Origin of the sequence: Kitasatospora purpeofusca (assembly GCF_034043715.1) — a bacterium.
GTDB lineage: Bacteria > Actinomycetota > Actinomycetes > Streptomycetales > Streptomycetaceae > Kitasatospora > Kitasatospora purpeofusca_A.
This window is the reverse complement of record NZ_JAXCLC010000046.1, coordinates 19,588-43,592: the sequence shown is the minus strand read 5'-3', so window position 1 is coordinate 43,592 and position 24,005 is coordinate 19,588. Positions and strand designations below refer to the sequence as shown.

General features: G+C 75.4%; 18 protein-coding genes. 13 read left to right on the top strand and 5 right to left on the bottom strand.

All coding sequences use genetic code 11. The features are described from left to right. Positions 1-85: 85 nt before the first annotated feature. Complete coding sequence (locus SM793_RS23035) at positions 86-679, top strand: N-acetyltransferase family protein (protein WP_413816019.1); 594 nt, start codon at positions 86-88, stop codon at positions 677-679. On the opposite strand, the gene SM793_RS23030 is transcribed toward SM793_RS23035, so the two are convergent. Together SM793_RS23030 and SM793_RS23025 are read right to left on the bottom strand one after the other, a co-directional pair. Then, complete coding sequence (locus SM793_RS23030) at positions 652-1,569, bottom strand: aminoglycoside phosphotransferase family protein (RefSeq protein ID WP_320440165.1); 918 nt, start codon at positions 1,567-1,569, stop codon at positions 652-654. The genes SM793_RS23035 and SM793_RS23030 overlap by 28 nt on opposite strands. A 98-nt stretch (positions 1,570-1,667) precedes the next feature. Then, a complete protein-coding gene (locus SM793_RS23025; protein WP_320440164.1) occupies positions 1,668-2,738 on the bottom strand; it encodes a ferritin-like domain-containing protein in 1,071 nt (356 codons plus the stop codon). Positions 2,739-3,035: 297 nt separating this feature from the next. On the opposite strand from SM793_RS23025, the gene rimP reads away from it, so the two are divergent. From rimP to SM793_RS22975, 10 genes are all read left to right on the top strand, one after another. Beyond that, positions 3,036-3,566 (top strand): ribosome maturation factor RimP, encoded by a 531-nt coding sequence (gene rimP, locus SM793_RS23020; RefSeq protein WP_320440163.1) that lies wholly within the window; start codon positions 3,036-3,038, stop codon positions 3,564-3,566. A 57-nt stretch (positions 3,567-3,623) separates the two neighbouring features. Continuing rightward, a complete protein-coding gene (gene nusA / locus SM793_RS23015) occupies positions 3,624-4,625 on the top strand; it encodes a transcription termination factor NusA (protein WP_320440162.1) in 1,002 nt (333 codons plus the stop codon). Between the two features lie 126 nt (positions 4,626-4,751). Beyond that, a complete protein-coding gene (locus SM793_RS23010) occupies positions 4,752-4,997 on the top strand; it encodes a YlxR family protein (RefSeq protein WP_320440161.1) in 246 nt (81 codons plus the stop codon). Between the two features lie 211 nt (positions 4,998-5,208). Beyond that, positions 5,209-8,394 (top strand): translation initiation factor IF-2, encoded by a 3,186-nt coding sequence (gene infB / locus SM793_RS23005; protein ID WP_320440160.1) that lies wholly within the window; start codon positions 5,209-5,211, stop codon positions 8,392-8,394. Between the two features lie 136 nt (positions 8,395-8,530). Further along, the gene (locus SM793_RS23000) at positions 8,531-8,827 is read left to right on the top strand and encodes a DUF503 domain-containing protein (protein ID WP_320440159.1); all 297 of its coding nucleotides are present in this window, start codon (positions 8,531-8,533) and stop codon (positions 8,825-8,827) included. Positions 8,828-8,980: 153 nt separating this feature from the next. Next, complete coding sequence (rbfA, locus tag SM793_RS22995; RefSeq protein WP_320440158.1) at positions 8,981-9,424, top strand: 30S ribosome-binding factor RbfA; 444 nt, start codon at positions 8,981-8,983, stop codon at positions 9,422-9,424. Positions 9,425-9,426: 2 nt separating this feature from the next. Next, entirely contained in the window at positions 9,427-10,539 is a 1,113-nt protein-coding gene (locus SM793_RS22990) for a bifunctional oligoribonuclease/PAP phosphatase NrnA (RefSeq protein ID WP_320440157.1), read from the top strand. Positions 10,540-10,669: 130 nt separating this feature from the next. After that, a complete protein-coding gene (truB, locus tag SM793_RS22985; RefSeq protein ID WP_320440156.1) occupies positions 10,670-11,599 on the top strand; it encodes a tRNA pseudouridine(55) synthase TruB in 930 nt (309 codons plus the stop codon). A 234-nt stretch (positions 11,600-11,833) separates the two neighbouring features. Next, a complete protein-coding gene (locus tag SM793_RS22980; RefSeq protein ID WP_320440155.1) occupies positions 11,834-15,670 on the top strand; it encodes a S1C family serine protease in 3,837 nt (1,278 codons plus the stop codon). Between the two features lie 65 nt (positions 15,671-15,735). Continuing rightward, entirely contained in the window at positions 15,736-16,680 is a 945-nt protein-coding gene (locus tag SM793_RS22975; RefSeq protein ID WP_320440154.1) for a bifunctional riboflavin kinase/FAD synthetase, read from the top strand. Positions 16,681-16,814: 134 nt separating this feature from the next. On the opposite strand, the gene SM793_RS22970 is transcribed toward SM793_RS22975, so the two are convergent. The 3 genes from SM793_RS22970 to eccE all read right to left on the bottom strand — a co-directional run bounded on the left by SM793_RS22970 (position 16,815) and on the right by eccE (position 21,509). Then, positions 16,815-19,130, bottom strand: coding sequence for a MinD/ParA family protein (locus tag SM793_RS22970; RefSeq protein ID WP_320440153.1), 2,316 nt, complete (start codon positions 19,128-19,130; stop codon positions 16,815-16,817). A gap of 184 nt (positions 19,131-19,314) precedes the next feature. After that, positions 19,315-20,112, bottom strand: coding sequence for a hypothetical protein (locus tag SM793_RS22965; protein WP_320440152.1), 798 nt, complete (start codon positions 20,110-20,112; stop codon positions 19,315-19,317). Then, positions 20,112-21,509 carry a type VII secretion protein EccE gene (eccE, locus tag SM793_RS22960; RefSeq protein ID WP_320440151.1) on the bottom strand — a complete coding sequence of 466 codons (1,398 nt, stop codon included), beginning with the start codon at positions 21,507-21,509 and terminating at the stop codon, positions 20,112-20,114. Before eccE ends, SM793_RS22965 begins: the two co-directional genes overlap by 1 nt. Positions 21,510-21,678: 169 nt before the next feature. Here eccE and SM793_RS22955 point away from each other — a divergent pair, with 169 nt between their 5' ends. Both SM793_RS22955 and SM793_RS22950 read left to right on the top strand, forming a co-directional pair. Continuing rightward, positions 21,679-23,367, top strand: coding sequence for a type VII secretion protein EccB (locus tag SM793_RS22955; RefSeq protein ID WP_320440150.1), 1,689 nt, complete (start codon positions 21,679-21,681; stop codon positions 23,365-23,367). Between the two features lie 259 nt (positions 23,368-23,626). Continuing rightward, on the top strand, positions 23,627-23,929 hold the full coding sequence (locus tag SM793_RS22950) for a WXG100 family type VII secretion target (protein ID WP_320440149.1): 303 nt from the start codon (positions 23,627-23,629) through the stop codon (positions 23,927-23,929). The last annotated feature ends 76 nt before the right edge of the window (positions 23,930-24,005 follow it).

Sequence of the window (24,005 nt, the reverse complement as noted above, 5' to 3'; positions counted from 1 at the left end):
CGCCGGGTTGCCGGTGCGGGCCGCGTGGCGGGTGGGCGGGGGGTAACGTCCGGGGCATGGAACGGGTGACTGGGGTGATGGCGGGGTGACCGGGGTGACTGGGCCGGCCGGAGTGCGGATCGAGGCCATCGACCTCGCGGCCTGGGCTCCGCAGGCGCTCGACGTCCAGGCGGTGGCCTTCGGGCTCACGCCCGAGGAGGTCATGGTCCGGCTCCACATCGTCGGACGGCACGCCCAGCAGCCGGGGGTGATCGCCCTCGGGGCGGTCAGCGGCGGTCGGCTGGTCGGCTTCGGGTACGGGATGCCGAACCGGCGCGACCACTGGTGGAGCACGGTGATCGAGCCCTATCTGGTCGCCCGGGGGCACGGGGCCTGGCTGGACGACGTCTTCGCCGTCACCGAACTGCACGTGCTGCCGGAGTTCCAGGGGCGGGGCGTCGGCTCGGCGCTGATCCGGACGCTGACCTCGCGTTCGGGGGCGGACCGCAGCATCCTCTCCGCGATCGACGCCGAGACGCCGGCCCGGCGGCTCTACCGGGCGCTGGGCTACCGGGACCTCGCGCGGGCCGTGCACTTCCCGAACACGGAGCGGCGCTACGCGGTGATGGGGGCTCCGCTGCCGTTGCGCGGGGCGGGCGGCGCGGACGTGGTTCAGAGCGCGCCGGCGAACTCCAGGTAGAGCTCGGCGTCGGGGCGGCGGCCCGCGGCGAGGGCGGCGCCGGCGAGTTCGACGGCGCGCACCAGGGTCCAGCCGCGGAGGCGGTCGCGGTCCACCTCCAGGGCCTCGGCGAGCTGGTGCAGCCGGCGGCGGACGGCGGCCGGGAGGCCGGGGGAGCCGACCAGGGTGTCGGCGCGGTCCAGGGCGAGGCGGGCCAGGTCGTAGGCGCGTTCGCCGACCAGCGGCCGGGGGTCGATCGCGAGCCAGGGCGCCCGGTCCGCGGCGAGCACGTTGCCGTGGTGGAAGTCGCCGTGCAGCAGGAACTCCTCGGTGGCGGAGGCGGCGAGGGCGGCGGCCGTCTCCCGTGCCTCGGCCAGGAGGGGCCCGGCCTCGGCCGGGAGGTCCGGGGCGGTGGCGGAGGGCGACGGGGCCGGCAGGCCCGGGAAGGCGTGCTCCGGGGTGACGGGGGTCCAGAGCCGGTGGAGCAGGCTGGTGGCCTCCAGCATGGCCTTGGGCTCGGCGAGGGAACGCAGCGGGATCTCGCCGTGCAGGCGCTCCAGCAGGAGGACGGTCGTACCGGGGTCGGGGGTCGCCGAGTCGAGGAGCAGGACGGCGCCGCGGCCGGCCCAGGCGGTGAGGGCCTCGGCCTCGTGGGCGGTGCCGGGGGTGCGGAGGGAGACCTTGAGGACGGCGGGGGCGAGGTCGTCGTCGCGGTGGACGTAGGCGACCAGGGCGAGCGAGCCGCCGGGATCCAGGACCCGGTCCAGGGTCAGCCGCAGACGGGCGAGCTCGGCGGTGACGAGGGCGGGGAGGGCGGCCAGCCAGCGGTCCGCCTCCTCGGGGCGGACGGCGGTGACGTTCCGCGCGAGCCGGTCGGGGACGGTGATCTGCCCTGGTGCTGCTGCCGACATGCCGGCCTTTCGGTAGCGGGTCCCCCGTGGTGGTACGGGTCCATTGTCGGTGATCCGACGGCGGGGGGCCGCTGGAGCGGAGCGCGGGCCGTACCCGGCTACGGGGCGGGGGTACTGGTCCCGGTGGGGGTGTCGCCGATGCCGGGGAAGGCGGCGGGGACGGCGCCCCACTGGTGGGCGCGGAGGGCGGATTCGCGCAGCGCGTCGGCGGCCGGCGGCCGCTGGGGGGCGGGGACGGCGGCGACCAGGTCGGCGTAGACGGCGGTCAGCCGGGTCTCCAGGTGGGCGGCGAGGCGGCCCGCGGAGGCCGCGTCGGTGACCGGGAAGGGGAGCTGGTAGCCGGCGGCCGCCGGGTCGGGGGTGGCGCCGGTGCCGGCGAGGAGGCGCTGCCAGGCGTCGCGGCGGGCCTGGTGGGCGGCCAGGGCGGTACGGGCCGCGGTGCGCTGCCCGTCGTCGGCGAGGCGGGCACCGACCACGCCGTAGCCGTAGACGGCGGCGTGCTCGGCGCCGAGGGCGTCCTGGAAGGGGGCGGCCGGGCCACCGGCGACGGCGGGCCCGGACCCGGAGGTCGAGGCGGGGGCGGACGTGGAGGCGGAGACGGGGGCGGACGGTGCCGGGGCGGCGGCAGCGGCCGGGGCGGCGTCGCCGAGGGCCACCGCGTGCAGGACGCCGGCCGCGGAGACCGAGGCCAGCAGGCGGGCCAGCGCCGGGGAGGCGGCGCCCAGGTCGGCCAGCCGGGTCTGGGCGGTCTGGCGTTCGAGGGAGGCCAGCGCGGCGGTGGTGGGCGCGGCGGCGGTGGCGGACGTGGTGGCGCCGGCGGTGGCGGACGTGGTGGCGGCGGACCTGGTGGCGCCCGGGGTGCCGGAGCCGGCGCCGGTAGCGGGCGCCGGTGCAGGGGTGGCGGTGTCCAGGGCCGCGCGGTGGCGGGCGACCTCCTCGCGCAGCGGCTGGAGCTGGGGCGCCTGCGGGAGCAGGGCGTCGTAGGCGGCCAGCAGGGTGTCGGTGGCGTCGAGGGCCCGCCGGCGGACCGGCTCGTCGGGGTCGGGGCGGCTGTGGTCGCCGGCCGGGCTGCCCGGGTCCTGGTGCTGCGTCCCGGTGCAGGCGGTCAGCGCTCCGCCGGTGAGGAGCAGCCCGAGGGCCAGGAAGGTCCGTCGGCTGGGCGGCTGCATGGGTGTCACTCCGGGGCGGGTACGGGAGGACGGCCTGCCCTCGCTGGCGTGAATGATTACAGAATCCTCACCTGTGTGGGCGCGGATCGCCCTCCCGGCGGGGGCGGACGGCCCGTGTGAGCTTGCTCGCACCGGGCCGGGCGGGGGCGGCGGCGCCGGGGGCGGAATCGGTGGTTGGGCGGTTCACCGGCTAGGCTTTGGGCCGAGCTGCCGCGACCCGGCCGCGCGCCGGAACGGCGCCGGTGGGTGCGGTGCGACCTTCTGACAACAGCAGACGCGGCCGAGGAGTCCACCCGGATGAGCACCACCCACATCGACCGGCTGCGTGCGTTGCTGGAGCCGCTGGCCGCGCAGTCGGGCCTGGACCTGGAGGACGTCAAGGTCACCCAGGCAGGCAGCCGCCGCCAGGTGCAGATCGACGTGGACGCCGACGGCGGCGTGGACCTGGACACCGTCGCCGAGTTCAGCCGGCTGGTCGGCGAGGCCCTGGACGAGTCGGACGCGATGGGTTCCGGCGCGTACGTGCTGGAGGTCGGTTCGCCGGGTGCGGAGCGTCCGCTGGACCTGCCCCGGCACTGGATCCGGGCCGAGGGCCGGCTGGCCAAGATCCACCTGGTCGACGGCGGGGAGATCGTCGCCCGGGTGCTGACGGCCGACGAGGACGGCGCACTGGTCGAGGTGCAGCCGGTCAAGGGCCGCGGCCGGGCCAAGGAGCGCCGTCTGGAGTACGCCGAGGTCGCCCGTGCTCGCGTCCAGGTGGAGTTCAACCGCAAGGACGACGAGGAGCTCGACGAGCTGCTCGAAGAGGGCGACGACGGTGCGGAGTGACGACCTGCGCACCGACCGCACCATGAAGAACGTGACGAAAGACGAGGAGGCGTAGCCGTGGACATCGACATGAGTGCCCTGCGCACGCTGGTCAGCGAGAAGAACATCCCCTTCGGCCTCGTGGTCGAGTCGATCGAGTCGGCCCTCCTCACCGCGTACCACCGCACTGAGGGCTCGCGCCGCCGCGCCCGGGTCGAGCTGGACCGCCAGTCCGGCCATGTGACGGTCTGGGCCACCGAGGACGCGTCGGAGCTGGACGAGGGTGTCGAGCCGAAGGAGTTCGACGACACCCCGAGCGGCTTCGGCCGGATCGCCTCCAGCATCGGCATGCAGGTCATGATGCAGCGGCTGCGCGACGCCGCTGACGACCAGACCTTCGGCGAGTACGCGGGCAAGGAGGGCGACATCGTCACCGGTGTCGTCCAGCAGGGCAACGACCCGAAGAACGTGCTGGTCGACATCGGCAAGCTGGAGGCCATCCTGCCGCCGCAGGAGCAGGTCCCGGGCGAGGACTACCGGCACGGCACCCGGCTGAAGTGCTACGTCGTGGCCGTGCGCCGGGGTGTCCGCGGGGCGTCGGTGACGCTGTCGCGCACCCACCCCAACCTGGTCCGCAAGCTGTTCGCGCTGGAGGTGCCGGAGATCGCGGACGGCAGCGTGGAGATCGCCGCGATCGCCCGCGAGGCCGGCCACCGGACGAAGATCGCGGTCTGGTCGCGCCGCCAGGGGCTGAACGCCAAGGGTGCCTGCATCGGCCCGATGGGTGCCCGGGTGCGCGCGGTGATGGGCGAACTGCACGGCGAGAAGATCGACATCGTCGACTGGTCGGAGGACCCGCGCGACATGGTCGCCTCGGCGCTGTCCCCCGCGCGGGTGACGAGTGTGGAGATCGTCGACCTGGCGCAGCGCTCCGCACGGGTGATCGTGCCGGACTACCAGCTGTCGCTGGCGATCGGCAAGGAGGGGCAGAACGCCCGCCTGGCCGCCCGTCTGACGGGCTGGCGGATCGACATCCGACCGGACACCGAGGGCGCCGAGCCCGAGGCCCGGGCCGAGTAGTCGTTGTCCTCGGAGCCCCCTGCCGATGCCCCCGGAATCGGCGGGGCGGCGCCATGTCCCTCCGGAGGGGTAGACTTGCCTTCGTCTGGCCGGACGCACGTCCGAGCACGCCCGGAACGCACCTGCGTGGGCTGCCGCAAGCGTGCGGCCAAGCACCAGCTGTTGCGTGTCACGGCGGTCGAGGGCGTCTGCGTCCCTGATCCACGTGGCGCACTGCCGGGCCGGGGAGCGCATCTGCATCCCGAACCGGCCTGTCTCGACCTCGCGGTCCGCCGACGGGCGTTCCCCCGGGCCTTCCGGCTCCAGGGCACGCTCGACACCGGGCGGCTCCGCGAGTTCATCGAGGAGCGGGTGAGCGACAGCTCCCCGTGACAGCACGCCGCTCGCGCGGCGGAGAACCACCGCAACAAGCACGGCGCACGGGCAGCCGTACGTCGTGCCACCAGTCAGGTACCTCGCGATGTGGAAGTAGGTCGAGATTGCGATGAGCTCTCGATGAGTACGCGATGAGTACGCGATGGGTACGCCCATGAAGTAGCGACAGTCCGGCGGACGAGACCCCCGGACTCAAGACAGGAGTGAAGTGGCTAAGGTCCGGGTTTACGAGCTCGCCAAGGAGCTTGGTTTGGAGAGCAAGGCCGTGATGGCCAAGCTCACCGAGCTGGGCGAGTTCGTCCGTTCGGCGTCCTCGACCATCGAGGCGCCGGTCGTGCGCAAGTTGACTGACGCGCTTGGCGTCGCCCCCACCGGTGGTGGCTCTGCTGCCAAGCCGGGCCCGCGGAAGCCCGCGGCGCCCCAGCCCTCGGCCGGTTCGGCCGCGGGTGCACCCAAGCCGGGTGCTCCGACCCCGGGTCCGCGCCCCAGCGCGGCCCCTGGTCCCCGTCCGACCCCTGCGGCCGCCGCCCCCGCGGCTCCGGCCGCGCCCGCCGCCGCCGCGTCCAAGCCGGCCGGTGCTCCGGCACCGGGCCCGCGCCCGGCGCCGCGTCCCGCGGCTGCGGCCCCGGCCGCTCCGGCGGCCGAGTTCTCCTCGCCGGCCCCCGTGTCCGGTGAGACCGAGGCTCCGCGCCCGGCCACCCAGGCCCCGCGCTCGGCCGGTGGCCCCGCCGCAGGTGGCCCCGCCGCCGGCAGCGGTGCCCGTCCGGGCCCGCGTCCGGCCGGTCCGCGTCCGGGCAACAACCCGTTCACCTCGGGCAGTGCCACCGGCATGGCCCGCCCCGGCGACCGTCGTCCCGGCGCGCCGGGCGCGCGTCCGGGTGCTCCGGCCGGCCAGGGTGGCGACCGTCCCCGTCCGGGTGGTGACCGTCCGCGTCCGGGTGGCCAGGGTGCCCCCGGCGCCGGTGCCGCCCGTCCGGGTGGCGACCGTCCCCGTCCCGGTGGTGACCGTCCGCGTCCGGGTGGCCAGGGTGCCCCCGGCGCCGGTGCCGCCCGTCCGGGTGGCGACCGTCCCCGTCCCGGCGGCCAGGGTGCCCCCGGCGCCGGTGGTCCCGGTGCCGGTGCTCCGCGTTCCGACGGCATGCCCCGTCCGGCCGGCCCGCGTCCGAGCCCGTCGGGCATGCCGCGTCCGAACCCGGGCATGATGCCGCAGCGTCCGGCCGGTCCGGGCCCGCGTCCCGGCCCCGGTGGCGGCCGCGGTCCTGGTGGCCCCGGTGGCCGTCCGGCCGGTCCGGGTGGTGCCCGTCCGGGCTTCCAGGGTCGTCCGGCCGGTCCGGGCTCGCGTCCGGCCGGTGGCGGCTTCGGCGGCCCCCGTCCCGGTGGCGGTGCCCCCGGTGGCGGCGGTGGCTTCGGTCCGCGTCCGGGTGGCTTCGGCGGCCGTCCCGGTGGCCCGGGTGCCCGTGGTGGCACGCAGGGTGCCTTCGGCCGTGGCCCCGGTGGCCGTCCGGCCCGTGGGCGCAAGTCGAAGCGGGCGAAGCGCCAGGAGTACGAGGCCATGCAGGCCCCGTCCGTCGGCGGTGTGATGCTGCCTCGCGGCAATGGCCAGACCGTTCGCCTGTCGAGCGGCGCCTCGCTGATGGACTTCGCGGAGAAGATCAACGCCAACCCGGCCGCGCTCGTCTCCGTCATGTTCAACCTCGGTGAGATGGTCACCGCGACGCAGTCGGTCTCCGACGCGACGCTGCAGCTGCTGGCCGACGAGATGGGCTTCCAGCTCGAGATCGTCAGCCGGGACGACGAGGACCGCGAGCTGCTGGAGTCGTTCGACATCGACTTCGGTGCCAACGAGGGCGACGAGGACCAGCTGGCCCCGCGCCCGCCGGTCGTCACCGTCATGGGTCACGTCGACCACGGTAAGACCCGCCTGCTGGACGCCATTCGCAAGTCGAACGTGGTGGCCGGCGAGGCAGGTGGCATCACCCAGCACATCGGTGCCTACCAGGTGGCCACGGTCGTGAACGGCGAAGAGCGCCCGATCACCTTCCTGGACACCCCGGGTCACGAGGCGTTCTCCGCCATGCGTGCCCGTGGTGCCAAGTCCACCGACATCGCGATCCTGGTGGTCGCGGCCAACGACGGTGTCATGCCGCAGACGGTCGAGGCGCTCAACCACGCCAAGGCCGCGGGTGTGCCGATCGTGGTCGCCGTCAACAAGATCGACGTCGACGGCGCCGACCCGACCAAGGTCCGCGGTCAGCTGACCGAGTTCGGTCTGGTGGCCGAGGAGTACGGCGGCGACACCATGTTCGTCGACATCTCCGCGCGCCAGGGCCTCAACATCGAGCAGCTGCTGGAGGCCGTGGTCCTGACCGCGGACGCCTCGCTCGACCTCCGGGCCAACCCCGAGCAGGACGCGCAGGGTATCGCCATCGAGGCCCACCTCGACAAGGGCCGCGGTGCCATGGCGACCGTCCTCGTGCAGCGCGGTACCCTCCGCGTCGGCGACTCGATCGTGGTCGGCGACGCCTACGGCCGCGTCCGCGCGATGCTGGACGAGAACGGCAACAGCCTCGCCGAGGCCGGTCCGTCCCGTCCGGTGCTGCTGCTCGGTCTGACCTCGGTGCCCCGCGCCGGCGACAGCTTCATCGTCGTCGACGAGGACCGCACCGCCCGCCAGATCGCCGAGAAGCGCTCGGCCCGCGACCGCAACGCCGCCTTCGCGCAGCGTCGGGTCCGGGTGTCCCTGGAGGACCTGGACAAGGCCATCGCCGCCGGCTCCATCGAGCAGCTCAACCTCATCATCAAGGGTGACGTCTCCGGTTCGGTGGAAGCCCTCGAGGACGCCCTCGTCAAGCTGGACGTGGGCGAGGAGGTCGAGCTCCGGGTCCTGCACCGCGGTGTGGGTGCCATCACCGAGTCCGACGTGGACCTGGCGATGGGCTCGGACGCCATCATCATCGGCTTCAACGTGCGCGCCGAAGGCCGTGCGCGCACCGCGGCCGACAAGGAAGGCGTGGATGTCCGGTACTACTCGGTCATCTACCAGGCGATCGAGGAGATCGAGAACGCCCTCAAGGGCAAGCTCAAGCCGGAGTACGAGGAGGTGCGCCTCGGCGCCGCGGAGATCCGCGAGGTCTTCCGCTCCTCCAAGTTCGGCAACATCGCCGGTGTCCTGGTCCGCGACGGCATCATCCGCCGCAACACCAAGGCCCGCCTGCTGCGCGACGGCAAGGTCGTGGCGGAGAGCCTCACCATCGAGGGTCTGCGTCGCTTCAAGGACGACGCGACCGAGGTCCGCGAGGGCTTCGAGGCCGGTGTGACCCTGGGTTCGTTCAACGACATCAAGGTCGACGACATCATCGAGACCTACGAGATGCGCGAGAAGCCGCGCGCGTAAGCGAGTGGCTGCCGGGGCCGGTCGACGGGTGGTATTACCGTCGACTGGCCCCGGTCCTGCTGTGTATGGTCCGGGGAGCGGTCCCGTTCGGGAACCGCTCCCCGAGGCCTTCCAGGTCGGCTCTGACCTGTCACACATGTTCGTGGGAACACTCACCTTCGACCTGCTGCTGGGCGACGTCCACTCGCTCAAGGAGAAGCGGTCGATCGTGCGGCCCATCGTGGCCGAACTGCAGCGCAAGTACAGCGTGTGCGCTGCCGAGACCGGGAACCAGGATCTGCACCGCCGGGCCGAGATCGGCCTCGCGGTGGTGTCCGGCGAAGCCGGGTACGTCACCGAGATCCTGGACAGCTGTGAGCGGTTGGTCGTCGGCCGCCCCGAGGTTCAGCTGCTCTCCGCCAGGAGGCGCTACCACAACGACGACGACGAATGAGAACTGTGGACGCGGACGGCGCGAGTCGCCGTTCTCACACAGATCAGGACCGAGAGCGCCCACAAGGCTGGGCGCGGGCCGGTACTTTGGGGCATGGGCCCCGATGGGTGCGCAGCATGCCCGAGTACCCGGCCCACTGCACGAGGAGGCAACGTGACCGACACCGCAAGGGCGCGCAAGCTCGCCGACCGTATCCAGGTGATCGTCGCCCAGACCCTGGAGCGCCGGATCAAGGACCCGCGACTCGGGTTCGTGACCATCACGGACGCCCGGGTGACCGGGGACCTGCGCGAGGCCACCGTCTTCTACACGGTCTTCGGCGACGACACCGAGCGTGAGGCCACGGCCGCCGCGCTGGAGAGCGCCAAGGGCGTGCTCCGCTCCGAGGTCGGCAAGCAGACCGGGGTGCGCTTCACCCCGACGCTGGCCTTCGTCGCGGACGCCCTCCCGGAGAACGCGAAGAACATCGACGACCTGCTCGACCGGGCCAGGGCCATCGACGCCGCGGTGCGCACCAGCGCCGCGGGCGCGGTCTACGCCGGTGACGCGGACCCGTACAAGGTTCCGGCGTCCGAGCGTGACGACGAGGACGAGTAGTCATGGCGGGTGAGCCGGCGGCGGCCGGTTCGGCAGCCGGTACCGGTTCGACCACGGGGGCGTCCTCCACCGACATGGTGGAGGGTGCCCTCGCGGTGCTTCCGGGGCCGCGCGCCGAGGAGAGCGGATTCGAGCTGCTGTGGCAGCAGGTGGTGGCCGAGATCGGCCGGGCCCGCTCGATCGACCTGATCTGCCACATCTGCCCGGACGGCGACGCGCTCGGCTCCGCGCTGGCGGCCGGGCTGGCCCTGAGGGGTCTCGGCAAGGAGGTCCGGGTCTCGTTCGGCGACGACCCGCAGATCGTCCCCGAGTCGCTGGCCTTCCTGCCCGGCCAGGAGCTGATCGTGCCGGCCTCGGCGGTGCCCGAGAGCCCCGAGCTGGTGCTCTGCTTCGACGTCGCCGCGGAGAGCCGGCTGGGCCTGCTGCACGACAAGGCCTTCGCGGCCCCGGTGCTGGTCGTCCTCGACCACCATGCCTCCAACCCCGGCTTCGGCACCCACCAGTTGATCGACCCGGACGCCCCGGCGACCGCCGTACTGGTGGACGAGCTGCTGCGCCGGCTGGGCGTCGAACTGGACCAGTCGCTGGCCACCTGCCTGTACACCGGCGTCGCGACCGACACCGGCTCGTTCCGGTACCGGGCGACCACGCCCGCCACCCACGAGCTGGCCGGGCGGCTGCTGGCCACCGGCATCCGGCACGACCTCATCTCGCGACAGCTGTGGGACACCTCCTCCTTCGGCTACCTCAAGGTGCTGGCCGGCGCGCTCGACCGGGCCGTCTACGAGCCGGACGCGGCGGAGGGCCTCGGCCTGGTGTGGACCTGGGTGCCGTACCAGGAACTCGTGCTGTTCAGCGTGACCGTCGAGGAGATCGAGGGCCTGATCGACATCCTGCGCCGCCCGGCCGAGGCCGAGGTGGCGCTGGTGCTCAAGCAGGATCCGGACGGCACCCTGCGCGGCTCCTCCCGTTCCAAGGGCGCGGTGGACGTCGCGGCCGCCTGCGCGCAGCTCGGCGGCGGCGGCCACGTCTACGCGGCCGGGTTCTCCGCCCGGGAGGACGTCGACGTGGTGGTGCGGCGGTTCCGCGCCGCGCTGCGGGCCCGCCGGGACTGATCCGCCCGCGCCCCCGGCGACCGCCGCCGCCGGCTGCCGGTCGTGCTGTGTGGTGGGCGGGGCCGTGCGGTCGGTAGGTTGGCAGCCTGTGGTTGATCGTTTTGTGCAGGGCTTTGACAGAAAGAACTTGATGAAGCGCAAAGGCACCGGTCCGGACGGCCTGGTCATCGTCGACAAGCCGGAGGGCATCACCTCGCACGGGGTGGTCGCGAAGCTGCGGTGGCTGGCCGGGACGCGGAAGGTCGGCCATGCCGGCACCCTCGACCCGATGGCCACCGGCGTACTGGTGATCGGGATCGAGCGGGCCACCAGGCTGCTCGGCCATCTGATGCTCACCGCCAAGACCTACGAGGCGACCGTCCGGCTCGGCCAGACCACCGTCACCGACGACCGGGAGGGCGAGGTCACCGCCTCGACCCCGGCCGACGGGGTGACCGGGGAGGCCATCGACGCCGGCGTGGCCGCGCTCACCGGCCAGATCATGCAGGTGCCGTCCAAGGTCAGTGCGATCAAGATCGACGGCAAGCGCTCCTACGCCCGGGTGCGCGAGGGCGAGGACTTCGAGCTGGCCGCCCGGCCGACCACCGTCCACTCCTTCACCGTGCACGAGCGGCGCGCCGCGGTCGCGGAGGACGGCACCCCGGTGGTCGACCTGGACGTCACCGTGGAGTGCTCCTCCGGCACCTACATCCGGGCGCTGGCCCGGGACCTCGGCGCCGGGCTCGGCGTCGGCGGGCACCTCACCGCGCTGCGGCGCACCAGGGTCGGGCCGTACGGGGTGGAGTCGGCGCACACCCTGGAGCAGTTGGAGGCCTCGGTGACCGGCGACGAGGCCACCGGGCTGGAGGTGCTGCCGATCGCCGCCGCGGCGGCGGCCGCCTTCCCGCGCTGGGACCTCGACGCCGACCAGGCGAAGCAGTTGTCCCACGGCGCCCGGTTGAAGGCCCCGGGGATGGGCGTGGACGGGCCGATCGCGGTGTTCGGTCCGGACGGCACCTTCCTGGCGCTGGTGGAGGAGAAGGCCGGCCAGGCCCGGCCGGTCGCCGTCTTCGTCGGCTGAGACGGCGCACTACCGGCGCGGTACCGGGCAATACCGAGGCAGTACCGGGTCGGCAGTGGGGCGGCAGTGGGGGCGTGTTCACCCGTGCGGGGGAGCGCACGAGGTGAACAGCGGTCGTGAACGGCGTGGGCGCGGTCGGTCCGCGCCCACACCGGGCAGGCTCCCCCGCGGCGCGCAGGTCGCCGCGACGCGTCCACTCCAGGGCCGGCCGGCCCTGCGGGGAGGGCTGCGGGCATGCCGGGACTGCTGGGCTTCGGGGGCTTGCCGGGGGAGGACGACGGCATTGCGGCGGGCGACCCCGGCCGTCGGCTGCTGCGGATCCACGACCGGGACGGACGGCCGCGGGGGCTGGGCTTCGTGCTCGATCCGCTGGGTACCGTCCTCACCGCGCACGAGACGGTCGCCGGTCTCGACGGGATCGTCCTGCACCTCTTCGGGGGCCGGACCAGGGTCCTGGGCCCGGACCACGTCCGGCTGCTGCCCGGGCACGGGCTGGCCCTGCTGCGCACCGACGCCGTCGGCGGACTGCCGGTGCCGCCGCTGCCCGTCGCCCCGCCGCCGGCGGCCGGGGACGGCGGTGTGCTGCTGGTGCCCGTCCCGGTCCGGGGCGAGGGCCGGGCGGACGGACGGACGGTGCTGCTGCGCTGCGGCCTCGCGGCGACCACCGGCGCGGTGTACCCGCAGGCCGGCCGCTTCCACCTGATCGACGGTGTGCTGCTGCTCGACGTGCCCTCGGCGGCCGACGCGGCGGTGGTTCCGGCCGGGGCACCGGTGCTGGACGCCGCGAGTGGCACGGTGGTGGCCGTGGTCGCGCCCGGCCTGCGGATCCCCGGCCGGCCGGGGCGGCCCACCGCGGTCCCGGTGACCGCCGTCGGGGCGGACGTGCCGGAACTCGCCGAGGCGCTGGCACGCAACGCGGCCGGGGTGCCCGCGTACGGGAGCGCGCTCAACCTGGCGGGGGTGCTGCGGCTGGCCGCCGCCCAGCTGGCCGCGGCCGGAGCCGGACCGGACCGGGTCGCCGCCCTGGCGGCCGACCGGGTGGACCGGCCGGACGGGCTCGCGGAGTGGGCCGACCTGCTGGTGGACGGCGATCCCTTCGACAACGGCTGGTCCGGCGGCAGCCGGTCCGGTGACGGCCGGCCCGAGCAGGGGCGAGCGGCGGAGGTCGGGGTGGTGGCACTGGTGGGGGCGGCCGGTACGGGCCGCAGCACCGAGGCGGCGGCCGTCGCCGTACGGCGCGGGGGCGGCGAGAGCCCCCGGCCCACGGTGTGGCTGCGCGGCGCGGACCTCGGGCCGGGGGACGCCTCGCTCGCCGACGCGGTGGAGCGGGCCCTGCGGTCGGCCTCGGCGGAGCTGGGGGTGCCGGCGCCGGCCGGCCCCGGGGCGGCGGCCGCGCTCTGTGCGGCGGCCGGGCGGCCGCTGCTGGTGGTGCTGGACGGTCCGGAGGAGTCGCCGGTGCCGCTGGACGCCGACTGGCTGCGGGCCTCGGCGTACTGGCTGGCGGCGGCCGGGGCCAGGCTGCTGACCGCCTGCGGGGAGGAGGTCTGGGAGCGGCTGGCGCCGGGCGGGGCCGAGGGCGAGTTCCTGGTGCCGGTCGGAGCGCCGGTCGGAGCGCCGTTCGGAGCGCCGGTCCGGTCGACGGCGGTGGGAGCAGTGGTGGGAGCAGCGGCCGGAACGCCGGCCGGCGGGCCGGCCCACGGTGCGGGCGCCGTCCGGGTGGTGGTGCGGCGCCTGGGGCCGCTGCCCGTCGAGACGGCGGAGCGGGTGCGGCGGCGGTACGGGGTGCCGCCCGGCTGGCCTGCGGCGCAGGACGCCCGGCACCCGCTGGCGCTCCGGCTGGCCGGGGAGCTGTGGGCGGAGGGGCTGCGCGGGGAGCCGGTGGGCCGCACGGGGCTGTTCGCCGCCCACCTCGACCTGCGCTGCCTGCGGGTGGCCCAGCGGCTCGCCGAGGACGGCCGCCCCCGGCGGCCGGGAGCCCACCGCCGGGGCGCCGTCCGGCCCGCCAGGGCGTCCGCCGGGCGGGTGCGCCGGACGGCGGCGGCGGTGGCCGGATGGGTGCACGAGGCCGCGCGGCGGATGCTGGGCGCCGAGCAGGGCGCTCTGGCGCGGGCCGCGTTCGAGGAGCTGTTCCCGGTGGCGGGCGGCTGGGCGACGGCGGTGCTGGCGGAGGGGCTGTTCGTACCGGCCGGCTCGGGCTACCGCTTCGCGCACGGGGAGTTCGCCGACTGGTTGCAGGGCCTGCACCTGGACCTGGACTCGGCGCTGCGGCTGCTGCTCGGCGAGGCCGAGGACACTCCCCCCGCCCCCGGCGCGGGTCCGGCCGGGGCGATCCGGACCGTGCCGCGGCACCGGATCGGCCCGGTGGTCGCGGCGCTGCGACGGGTCGGCACCGCCTGGGGTGCCCCGGCGCTGGATCCGTGGCTGCACCGGATCTGGCGGGCCGTGGATCTGCGCCCGGCGGGCAGCGAACCCGCCTGGTGGGCCGGGCGGTTGCTGGTAGCCGGTCTGGCCGCCGGCCCCGAGCTCGCCGAACACCGGGCGCTGCTGGAGCAGTTGGCCGAGCGGATCGTGGAACGGGCCGCCGTCGCAGGCGGGTTCGAGCGGCTTCCGGCGGAGGGCCTGGGCCGGTTCGGACCGTCCTTCTGGGGCGGTCTCGGGCTGCCGCCGGAGGCCGAACTCGCTCTGTTCCGGCGGCTGGTGGCCGCCGACGGGCCGGAGCGGCCGTTCCTCGCCGCGGTGGCCGCCCGGCTGCGCGCCGATCCGCCGGGGGTGCTGCCGCCGCTGTGCGGGTGGTTCGACGATCCGCGCGGCCTGCCGGCCCGCCCCGGGAGTACCGTCGCCGACCTCGCGCACGACCTGCTGTTCGCCCACCGGTCCTTGTTCCTGGACGAGTTGACCGAGGTGCTGGTCGGAGCCGCGCACCCGGGGGCGGACGCGCTGCTCGCCGTACTGGCGGTCGAGGAGCCCTCGGCGCTCTGCCGGGCGGTCGACCGCTGGAGCCACGACCCCCGGCCCGAACGCCATGTGGCCGCCGCGGTGCACGCGCTGCACGCCGCCCCGTACGCCCGCGGCGCCGGACCGGAGCTGCTGCGGTTCACCGCGCTGGCCCTGCTGGCCAGGGAGGACGAGCCGGCCCTGCACGGCGCCGCGCTCGCCCTGCTGCTTCGGGAGCCGGGGAGCCGGGCCGTCCATCTGCCGGCGGCGCTGGCGGTGTACCGGGGCGGCGAGGACCGCTTCCTGACCGCGCGGGCGCTGGCCCCGGCGCTGGAGAGCGACCCGGAGCCGGTGCTGGCCGCGCTGGCCGACCGCCTGGGCGGGGCCGGGGCGGCGGCGCGGCCGGGAGCGCCGGTGGCCGGGACGCTGCGGGTGCTGGCGGACGCCCGGGCGCCGCTGGCCGCCCGGCGGGGCGCCGAGTTCGCCGCCCGGCTGCTGCGCGAGCGGCCGGAACTCGCCGGTCCGGTCGCCGTCGACTACCTGGGCCGCCGGCTGGCGCGCGGCGGGGTCGAGGGCGCCGTCGCCCGGCTGGAGCTGCGGGTGCTGCTGAGCGGTGCCCTGGCGGCCCGGGCGGCGGCGGTCCGTCGGCCGTTCGCCGAGGTGCTGTCCCGCCCGGTGCCCGACCCGGTGGCGGACGCGCTGCGCTGCGAGCTGCTGGACACCCTGCTGGCCACCGAGCGGGACCCGGAGGTGCTGGCCGCCGCCCTCGCGGGGCTGGCCGAGCACTGCGCGGCCGAGCGGCCGGCCCGGGTCCGGGCGGTGGTGGTCAGGGTGGCGGCGGCGCTGCCGGGCGCGGACGGGCTGTTGGTGCGCTGCGCCGACCGCTCGGCGGCGTTCGCCGCGCTGCTGGCGCGCTGGCCGGAGGACGGGCTGCCGGCGCGTCCGGTGGGGCCGCGGCTGGACCGGCTGCGCGCCCTGGTCGCGGCTGGCCGGGACCCGCGGGACGCGGCGGCGGAGGCCGAGCGGGCCGGTGGCGCCGGGGCCGCCCGGCCGCCGGGCGGGGGAGCCCGGAACCCGGCGGTTCGGCCAACCTGCCTTCCGGTGCCGAACTCCGGACACGCGCATGGCACGCTATAGGGGTTCGGGTTTTGAGCGTTTGAGCGTACAGAAGGTACGCGCCGTAGGGAACAAGGAGCGGTCAGGTGCAGCGCTGGCGTGGCCTGGAGGAGATCCCCGCCGACTGGGGACGCAGCGTCGTCACCATCGGCTCGTTCGACGGGGTGCACCGCGGACACCAGCTGATCATCAACCGGGTGGTCGAGCGCGCCCGCGAGCGGGGGGTGCGCTCGGTGGTGGTCACCTTCGACCCGCACCCCAGCGAGGTGGTCCGTCCGGGGACCCACCCGCCGCTGCTCGCCCCGCAGCCGCGCCGGGCGGAGCTGATCGAGGAGCTGGGCGTCGACGCCGTGCTGGTGCTGCCGTTCACCACCGAGTTCTCCAAGGAGTCGCCGGAGGAGTTCTTCCGGCAGGTGCTGGTGGACGCGCTGCACGCCTGCCTGGTGGTCGAGGGGCCGAACTTCCGCTTCGGCCACCGCGCGGCCGGGGACGTCGCCCTGCTGGCCGAGCTGGGCCGGGCGGCGGACTGCGGCGTGGAGGTGGTCGACCTCCAGGTGCGCGGCACCGTCGGGGACGGCGAGCCGTTCTCGTCGACCCTGACCCGCCGACTGGTGGCGTCCGGTGACGTGGCCGGGGCGGCGGAGGTGCTGGGCCGCCCCCACCGGGTGGAGGGCGAGGTGGTGCGGGGCGCGCAGCGCGGTCGCGAGCTGGGCTACCCGACCGCCAACGTGGACACCGTGCCGCACAGCGCCGTCCCGGCCGACGGGGTGTACGCGGGCTGGTTGACGGCGGACGGCGAGAGGATGCCGGCCGCGATCTCGGTGGGCACCAACCCGACCTTCGACGGCACCGCGCGCACCGTCGAGGCGTACGCCATCGACCGGGTCGGCCTGGACCTCTACGGGCTGCACGTGGCGGTGGAGTTCCTGGTGTACCTGCGCGGGATGGAGAAGTTCGACTCCATCGAGGCGCTGCTGGACCGGATGGCCGACGACGTGAAGCGGGCCCGGGAGCTGATCGACGCCGGCTGATCGACGCCGGTTGGTCGACGCCGACTGACCGACTCGGCCGACGGCGGCCGGCCGACCGCCGCGCCGACCGCTGTGCCGGACCACGCGCGAGGGCCCGCCGACCATGGAGGTCGGCGGGCCCTCGGCGTCCGTCGTTACTGCTGCGGCGGCGCGGGCGGCGGCGGGTAGCCGTAGCCGGGGGGCGGCTGGTGGCCCTCCTCGGGCCGGGGGTGGCCGTAGCCGCCGCCGGCCGGCGGGGCGGGCTGCTGCTGCCACTCGGGCGCCGGCTGCTGCGGAGGGGCGCTCTGCTGCGGCGGGTAGCCGTAGCCGGGCGGGGGCGGCGGGACCTGCCCGGGCTGCGGCGCCCACGGCGTGCCGGGCGCGGGCTGGGGGGCGTGCTGTCCGGGCTGCGGCGGCTGGGCGTACGGGTACGGCTGGCCGTACGGGGGCTGGCCCTGCGGTCCGGGCTGGGGCTGCGGGTAGCCCGGTGCCGGGGGCTGCGGCTGGGCGGGCTGCGGCTGGACCTGCTGCTGCCAGCCGGTCTGCTGGGCGGCCTGCTGGGCCCGGACGATGTCCTCGCCGACCAGGGTGGCCAGCTCGAAGTAGGACTCGCGGACCTTGGGCCGCATCATGTCGAGGTTGACCTCGGCGCCGGCCGCGAGGCTCTCGTCGAACGGCACCACGACCACGCCGCGGCAGCGGGTCTGGAAGTGCGCGACGATGTCCTCGACCTTGATCATCTTTGCGGTCTCGCGGACCCCCGAGACCACCGTGATCGAGCGCTGCACCAGGTCGGCGTAACCGTGCGCGGAGAGCCAGTCCAGGGTGGTGGAGGCGGACGAGGCGCCGTCCACGCTGGGCGTGGAGACGATGATCAGCTGATCGGCGAGGTCCAGTACCCCGCGCATCGCGCTGTACAGCAGGCCGGTCCCGGAGTCGGTCAGGATGATCGGGTACTGGCGGCCCAGCACGTCGATGACCTGCCGGTAGTCCGAGTCGTTGAAGGTGGTCGACACGGCCGGGTCGACGTCGTTCGCCAGGATCTCCAGACCGGAGTGGAGGTCCTGGGAGGTGAACTGACGGATGTCCATGTAGCTGCGCAGGTGCGGGATGGCCGTCACCAGGTCGCGGATGGTCGCGCCGGTCTGCCGCTTGACCCGGCGGCCGAGCGTGCCGGCGTCCGGGTTGGCGTCGATGGCGATCACCTTGTCCTGGCGCTCGCTGGCCAGGGTGGCGCCCAGGGCGGTGGTGGTCGTGGTCTTGCCGACGCCGCCCTTGAGGCTGATCACCGCGATCCGGTAGCAGCTGAGCACCGGGGTGCGGATGATCTCCAGCCGGCGGGCCCGCTCGGCGGCCGCGGCCTTGCCACCGAACTGGAACCGCGGCTGCTGCCGCTGCTGCTTCGGCTGGCTGCGCAGCAGCCGGTCCGAGGACAGCTCGACGGCGGCGGTGTAGCCGAGCGGCGCGCCGTGCGCGGTCTGCTGCGGGGCAGCGGCCTGCTGGAACGCGGCGGGCGCGGCCGGCGGCTGGCCCCACTGCGGGGCGTTCGGCTGGGCCTGCTGGGCCTGCTGGGCCTGCGGGGGCTGCTGGTAGGCGGCGGGCTGCGGCCAGCCGCCGGCGCGCGGGTCGGCGGCGGCGGGCGGCGCGGCCGGTCCGGACTGCGGCTGCTGCTGGCCGGGGTGGGGCTGGACCTGCTGCGGTCCGGCCTGCTCCGGTCCGGGCTGCTGCGGTACGGCCTGCTGCGGCTGGCCGGGCTGGGCCTGGGCCTGCTGTGCGGCTGCCCAGGCGGCGGCCTGCGGGTCCTGCGCGAAGGGCTGCGGCTCCGGCGCGAACGGCAGGGGCTGGCCGGGCGCGGCGGCGAAGGGCTGCTGCGGTGCGGCCTGGTACGGCTGGGGCGCCGGGGCGGCGGCCGGCGGCTGGGCGGGACCGGGCTGCGCGCCGGCGGACGGGTCGGCCCGCGGCCAACCGGGCACGGGCGCCGGAGCGGGCGTCGGCGCCGGTGCGGGCGCCGAGGGGGCGGCCGGCGGCACCGCGAAGGGCTCGGCGGGGGCAACCGGTGCCGGTACCGGAGCCGCCAGCGGGACGGCGGCCTCGCCCGGCTGCGGCTGCGGGTACATCGCGGGCTGCACCGGAGCCTGTACCGGCGGCTGGGCCTGCACCGGCGGCTGGGCCTGCGACGGCGCGAGGGGCTGCGCGGGCGGCTGGGCCGCGACCGGCGGCGCCACGGCGTCCGGCGCGGGTGCGGGCGGGAGGACGGGTGCGGGAGCAGGCGCAGGTGCGGGCACGGCCGCCGGTGCGGCGGCACCGCCCGGAGCCGGCGTCACCCCGACGCCCGGCGCGGACGCCGGAGCACCCGCCGCGTCCGTCTGCACGTACCAGGACGGGGGAGTGTAATCGGGCGCGTCGGACCAGTCGTCGTCGTCCTCCGCCGCGTTGTCGCCGACGTAGACGCCGTCCCGATCGCTGCTCACCTAGGGCTCCCTCGTGTTCGCCGCCGCAAGTTCGCGGTGCCGTTGCCGTCCCACAGCCTAGGCCGTGAGTCACCCCCGGTTGAAGGCGGTGTCTCAACTCCGACCGGCCCGCACACGGGCCGCACATGGCCCGCGCACGGGCCACGCACAGGCCGCGACCGGGCCTCGGCCCGGCCCCCGCGGGTCAGTCGAGGCGGCGCGGACCGCCCAGGACCTGCCGCTCCGCCTGTCCGGTGACCACCCGGACGTACTGACGGTTCATCCTGGTCGCCCACAGCGTCAGGTCGTCCGGGAGCGAGGGCAGGGCCGCGGTCTCCGCCGGTCCGAGCGAGAGCACCCGGCCGATCAGCTCGGCCTCCTCCGGCATCACCCGCTGCACCCCGACCAGGTCGGCCGCGTTGAGCACCCGGGAGGCGTTCGGCCCCAGGTGCGGCACCACCGTCAGGATCGTCTGCCAGGGCGTGGCGGAGAGCCGGCTGCGCGGCGGGCGGGCGCCGAGGTCGCGCACCACGAGCACCGGCGAGGTGACCGAGGCGCCCTGCGGGCCGAGCCGGCCGGGCTGGTGCACCGTCACGCACGGCTGTCCGCCACCCGCGGCCTGCGCCATCGGCCCCCAGAGGTGGCCGCGGGCCGTCTCGACGGCGATCCGCGCGCCGGTGGCGGCCGCCCGCAGCGCGATGACCTGGGCCGTCCAGAGGCCGCCGACCAGCACCAGGTCGTAGGAGCCGGGCCGGAACAGGCCGAGCACGGCGGGCCGGGAGCGGTGCACGTCCTCGCCGATCAGCACGCCGTCGTCGCCGACCGGGAAGGACAGCGCGTCGAGTTCGGCGAGGCCGAGCACGTGCTTCTCCCGGCGCGGGCCGCGCAGCCCGAAGCCGGGCAGCAGCCGCCGCCCGGTCCGGGGCGGCGGCTCCGCGCCGGCCCGCGGCGAGGGGGCGGGGTAGGACTGCGGGGAGGGAGCGGGGTACGACTGCTGCGCCATCAGGAGGCACCTCCCAGCGGCAGGGTGGCGAGTACGCCGGGCGCCTGCTCCAGATCGAGCCGGACCAGGCCGAGCCCGGCGCTCTGGGCCCGGGCCTCCAGCTGCCGGCCGAGTTCGACGGCCTCGCTCTCGCTGCGCCCGGTGACCCGGACATGGCCGCTGAGGGTGACCGAACCGCCGGTGCCGTGACCGGCGGTCAGGCTGAAGGTGCTGGCCAGCGCGGGCGCGCCGGTGACGAGGTTCACCAGGTCGGGGACGGCGATCCGCCCGGGGGCGCCGCCGGGGCGGCCCAGCTGCGGCCAGCGGGAGATCCAGTAGGTGCTGTGCCAGCGGTCGTCGACCCGCCAGAACCGGTTGGTCTCCTGGGTGCGCCGTCCGCTGCCGCCGCCGCTGCCGGTGCCCTGCCGGACCGTCGTGGCCAGCGGGTTGACGCAGGTGGAGATGGCGAGGGCGGCGATCAGCTCGCGCTCGTCGAGCACTGTGACGTCGAACCCGGCGCCGTTCAGCCGTCCGGCCAGCTGGTCGGTGACCCGCTGGAGCGCCTTGCGGGCGCCCGCCTCGCCGCCGCCCCGGGCACGCACCGCGGTGGCGGCCTGCTCCGGGTCGAGTTTGAGCGCGACCCAGGTGAGCCGCAGCGCGGGGGTGGCGGTGCCGTCGGGGAGCTCCCGGTAGGCGCGGGCGGCCAGCGACTGCTCGGGCAGGTGCGGCGCGGGCGCCGGCTGGGTGTGCTGGACGAGCTGGACCGACTCCAGGGTGATGTCGTCGACCCGCAGCGCCGAGCAGACCACGTCCAGCGGCAGCGGCCGGGCGGTACGGTCCGGCCGCAGCGGGAGGTCCTTGGCCTGGACGAGCAGGACGGCGCTGAGGAAGGTGCCGTCGCCGACCATGCCGGTCTCCCGGCGCACCGGGCGGCCGCCGAGGTCGGCCTCGGTCGCGTGGGTGCAGGTGCGCAGCGCGGGTTCGAGTTCCAGGGCGGGCGCGAGCGCCGGGTCGGTGCCGGGCGGCGGGAGGTGGGCGCGGGCCCGCTTGCGGCGGGCCCTGAGCGCGGCGCGCACCCGCAGGGCCTCGGGGAGGGTGCGGCCGCGCAGCGGCACCAGCGCCAGCGCGACCAGGGCGAGGGAGACGGCGCCGAAGCCGGCGGCGACCGGTTTGCTGATGGTCCAGCCGACCGCGACCAGGGCCACCGCGACCTCGACCAGCACGAGTTGCTGGAGCCTCAGCCGGCTGCCGAGCAGCCCGGGCCGGGGGTGGACGCGGACCGTGACGGGCCCCCGGGGCCCGTCGCCGCGGCCCGGGGCGGGGGAGCCCGCGGTGTCGGTCCCGTCGCGCCGCGCGGAGCGGCGCGGACCACTGCCCCGTGACGTGCTCCGGCGCCCTGGAGCGGTCTGGTTCGGCATCCCCCGAGTGCCCCTCTCTGGTCGGTTGTCGCGGCCCGGCTGGCCGGTGCGTGAACCGTACCCGTACCGTACTCACCGTCTGCTGCCGCATCGTAGAGGGTTCGAGCCCGTTCTCGCCCGGGGGGTGGCAGGCCACGGGGAGCAGGGTCCGACAGGGGAGACGACGAGCATGGCATCGCGCCGGGACGAGCTGAACGCCTACACCTTCGCCCGCAAGCGCACGGTCGGAGCCTTCCTGCTGCCCGGCGGCGGGGGGAGCGACGAGGACGCGCCGCGCCCGGTGAAGGCGATCCTGCCGAGCGTGGTGGTGGGGGCGCTGGTGATCGGCGGCTTCGGCCTGTGGGGGGTGTTCAAGCCGAGCGCGCCGGTGGGCTGGGACGAGGGCAAGTACATCGTCCAGGGCAAGCAGAGCACCACCCGCTACGTGGTGCTGGTCGACCCGGACGGGAAGACCAAGCGGCTGCACCAGGTGCTGAACATGGCCTCGGCGCGGCTGGTGCTGCCGGTGGACAGCAAGGTGGTGGTGGTCGACGACGGCGTGCTCGACCGCTATCCCAACCACGGCCCGACGATCGGCATCCCGTACGCGCCGGACAAGCTGCCCAGCAAGGAGAACGCGAGCCGGCCGATGAAGTGGTCGGTCTGCGACCGGCCGGGCGACGAGCAGGGGAGCACGGTCGACCAGGCGGTGTTCGTGGCGGGCGGCGCCGACGCGGAGGTGCTCGGGGCGGCGGACCGGATGCTGGACGTCGGCCAGGCGCTGCTGGTGCAGCAGGCGGACGACCCGCAGGTGACCGCCTCAGGTCCGGCCGCGAGCCAGGGGAAGCAGCGGTTGTTCCTGGTGGACAGCAAGGGCCGCCGGCACGCGATCGGGGGCCCGGAGGACTCCGACACCACCCGCTCGCAGCTGATGTGGGCGGTCTTCGGGTCGACGGCCGTCCCGCAGAAGGTGAAGAAGGACTGGCTGGACACCCTGGCGCCGGGCAGTGACATCGTCTTCCCGCGGATCGACGGGCTGGTCCCGGACACCAGGACGGCCAACTCCTCGGTGCCGTTGCAGAACCCGGAGGACCGCAAGGTCGGCCGGCTGGTGCGGTTCGGCGAGAAGCACTACGTGGTGGGGAAGAGCCAGCTGCTGCTGGTCAGCCAGTTCCAGGCGGAACTCGTCCGGCAGAACCCGCTGCTGCAGCCGCTGTACAACCAGGACGCCAACAAGAGCCCGCGGATCGACGACCTGACCCCGGCCGAGCACGCCACCGTCAACAGCAGTGTGCCGCTGATGGCCGAGGGCGCCGCGGACTGGCCCACCAGGACGGGCGCGCCGGCCAACTCCTGGCAGGCGCCGAAGGACGCCCGTGCGGTGGTCTGCAGCACCTTCGACGGGGTCGCGGAGGACGGCCGGACGCCGCGGCGCAGCGTCTGGGCCGGGACCGACTACCCGGTCCGGTACGGCAACGGCACGTCGACCGCGCACGTGACGCCGGGTCACGGCCTCTTCTACCGCGCGCTGGACAACGCGGCGGACGGCTCCGGCACGGACTTCCTCATCACCGAGACCGGTCTGCGGTACGCGGTGCCGGCCAGCAGCTCGGGCGGCAAGGGCGGCCAGAGCGCGCCGCCCGCCCAGCCCGGTCAGCCGTCCGGACCGGCGCCCGCCCAGCCCGGCGCGTCGAAGGGGCCGGCCGGGCAGCCGGCGACCCCGTCCGGCCCGCCGCAGCCCGAGGAGCTGGGAGGCAACCAGGCCCGGCTGGGCTACCAGGGGCTGCAGCCGGCGCCGGTGCCGCAGCAGTGGTCGAACCTGGTGCCGGTCGGGCCGGCGCTCAACGCCAGGAGCGCGGCCCAGCAGCAGAACGTCTAGCGGCAGGACGTTCAGCGCCGGAACGCCCAGCGGTGGAACGCCTGGCGGTGGAACGTCCGGTAGCCGTGGCGGAGGGCCTCCGCCCGCTGCTCGCAAAGGAATTGGTCATGATGTCATGGCTTGGTAACCGACCGTCGCCCGGTGTTGGGTGAGCTGCGTGTGCCGACTACAGTGCTGCAGGACATCACACCGGTGGTGCCCGGGGGGCCGGAAACGATCCCTCCGGACTCAAGGTCTGTCTCATGGGGGACGGTAGAGCATGGGTCAGTTCAAGACGACCGCTCAGGAGATGCTGGCTTTCGCCAAGCACATGGACGAGGTCATCAACCAGATCAACACCGAGATCAACGGTCTCAACAATCTGGTGGGTTCGATCACCAGTGGTTGGCAGGGTCAGGCCGCGCAGGCGTACACGAACCTCCAGGGCCAGTTCAACACCGACGCCCAGGAGCTGAACAAGTCGCTGCGCGCCATCAAGGACGCGATCGAGCTCACGACCCAGAAGTACTCGCAGGCGGACGCCGACCAGCAGGCGGCCTTCGGTTCCGCCGCCGCGTCCTGATCCTCAGCTCTGTCCGTTCACCCGGCGACGCACCCCTCGGGTGATGGGGTGCCTCGCAGCCTCGACTAGGAGACAT

Coding starts and splice junctions, on each gene's coding strand:
- eccE (WP_320440151.1), bottom strand. CDS start 21,509: ATGCCGAACCAGACCGCTCCAGGGCGCCGGAGCACGTCACGGGGCAGT.
- truB (WP_320440156.1), top strand. CDS start 10,670: ATGAAGCGCAAAGGCACCGGTCCGGACGGCCTGGTCATCGTCGACAAG.
- SM793_RS22990 (WP_320440157.1), top strand. CDS start 9,427: ATGGCGGGTGAGCCGGCGGCGGCCGGTTCGGCAGCCGGTACCGGTTCG.
- SM793_RS22950 (WP_320440149.1), top strand. CDS start 23,627: ATGGGTCAGTTCAAGACGACCGCTCAGGAGATGCTGGCTTTCGCCAAG.
- SM793_RS22980 (WP_320440155.1), top strand. CDS start 11,834: ATGCCGGGACTGCTGGGCTTCGGGGGCTTGCCGGGGGAGGACGACGGC.
- SM793_RS23030 (WP_320440165.1), bottom strand. CDS start 1,569: ATGTCGGCAGCAGCACCAGGGCAGATCACCGTCCCCGACCGGCTCGCG.
- SM793_RS22955 (WP_320440150.1), top strand. CDS start 21,679: ATGGCATCGCGCCGGGACGAGCTGAACGCCTACACCTTCGCCCGCAAG.
- SM793_RS22965 (WP_320440152.1), bottom strand. CDS start 20,112: ATGGCGCAGCAGTCGTACCCCGCTCCCTCCCCGCAGTCCTACCCCGCC.
- SM793_RS23025 (WP_320440164.1), bottom strand. CDS start 2,738: ATGCAGCCGCCCAGCCGACGGACCTTCCTGGCCCTCGGGCTGCTCCTC.
- SM793_RS23000 (WP_320440159.1), top strand. CDS start 8,531: ATGTTCGTGGGAACACTCACCTTCGACCTGCTGCTGGGCGACGTCCAC.
- rimP (WP_320440163.1), top strand. CDS start 3,036: ATGAGCACCACCCACATCGACCGGCTGCGTGCGTTGCTGGAGCCGCTG.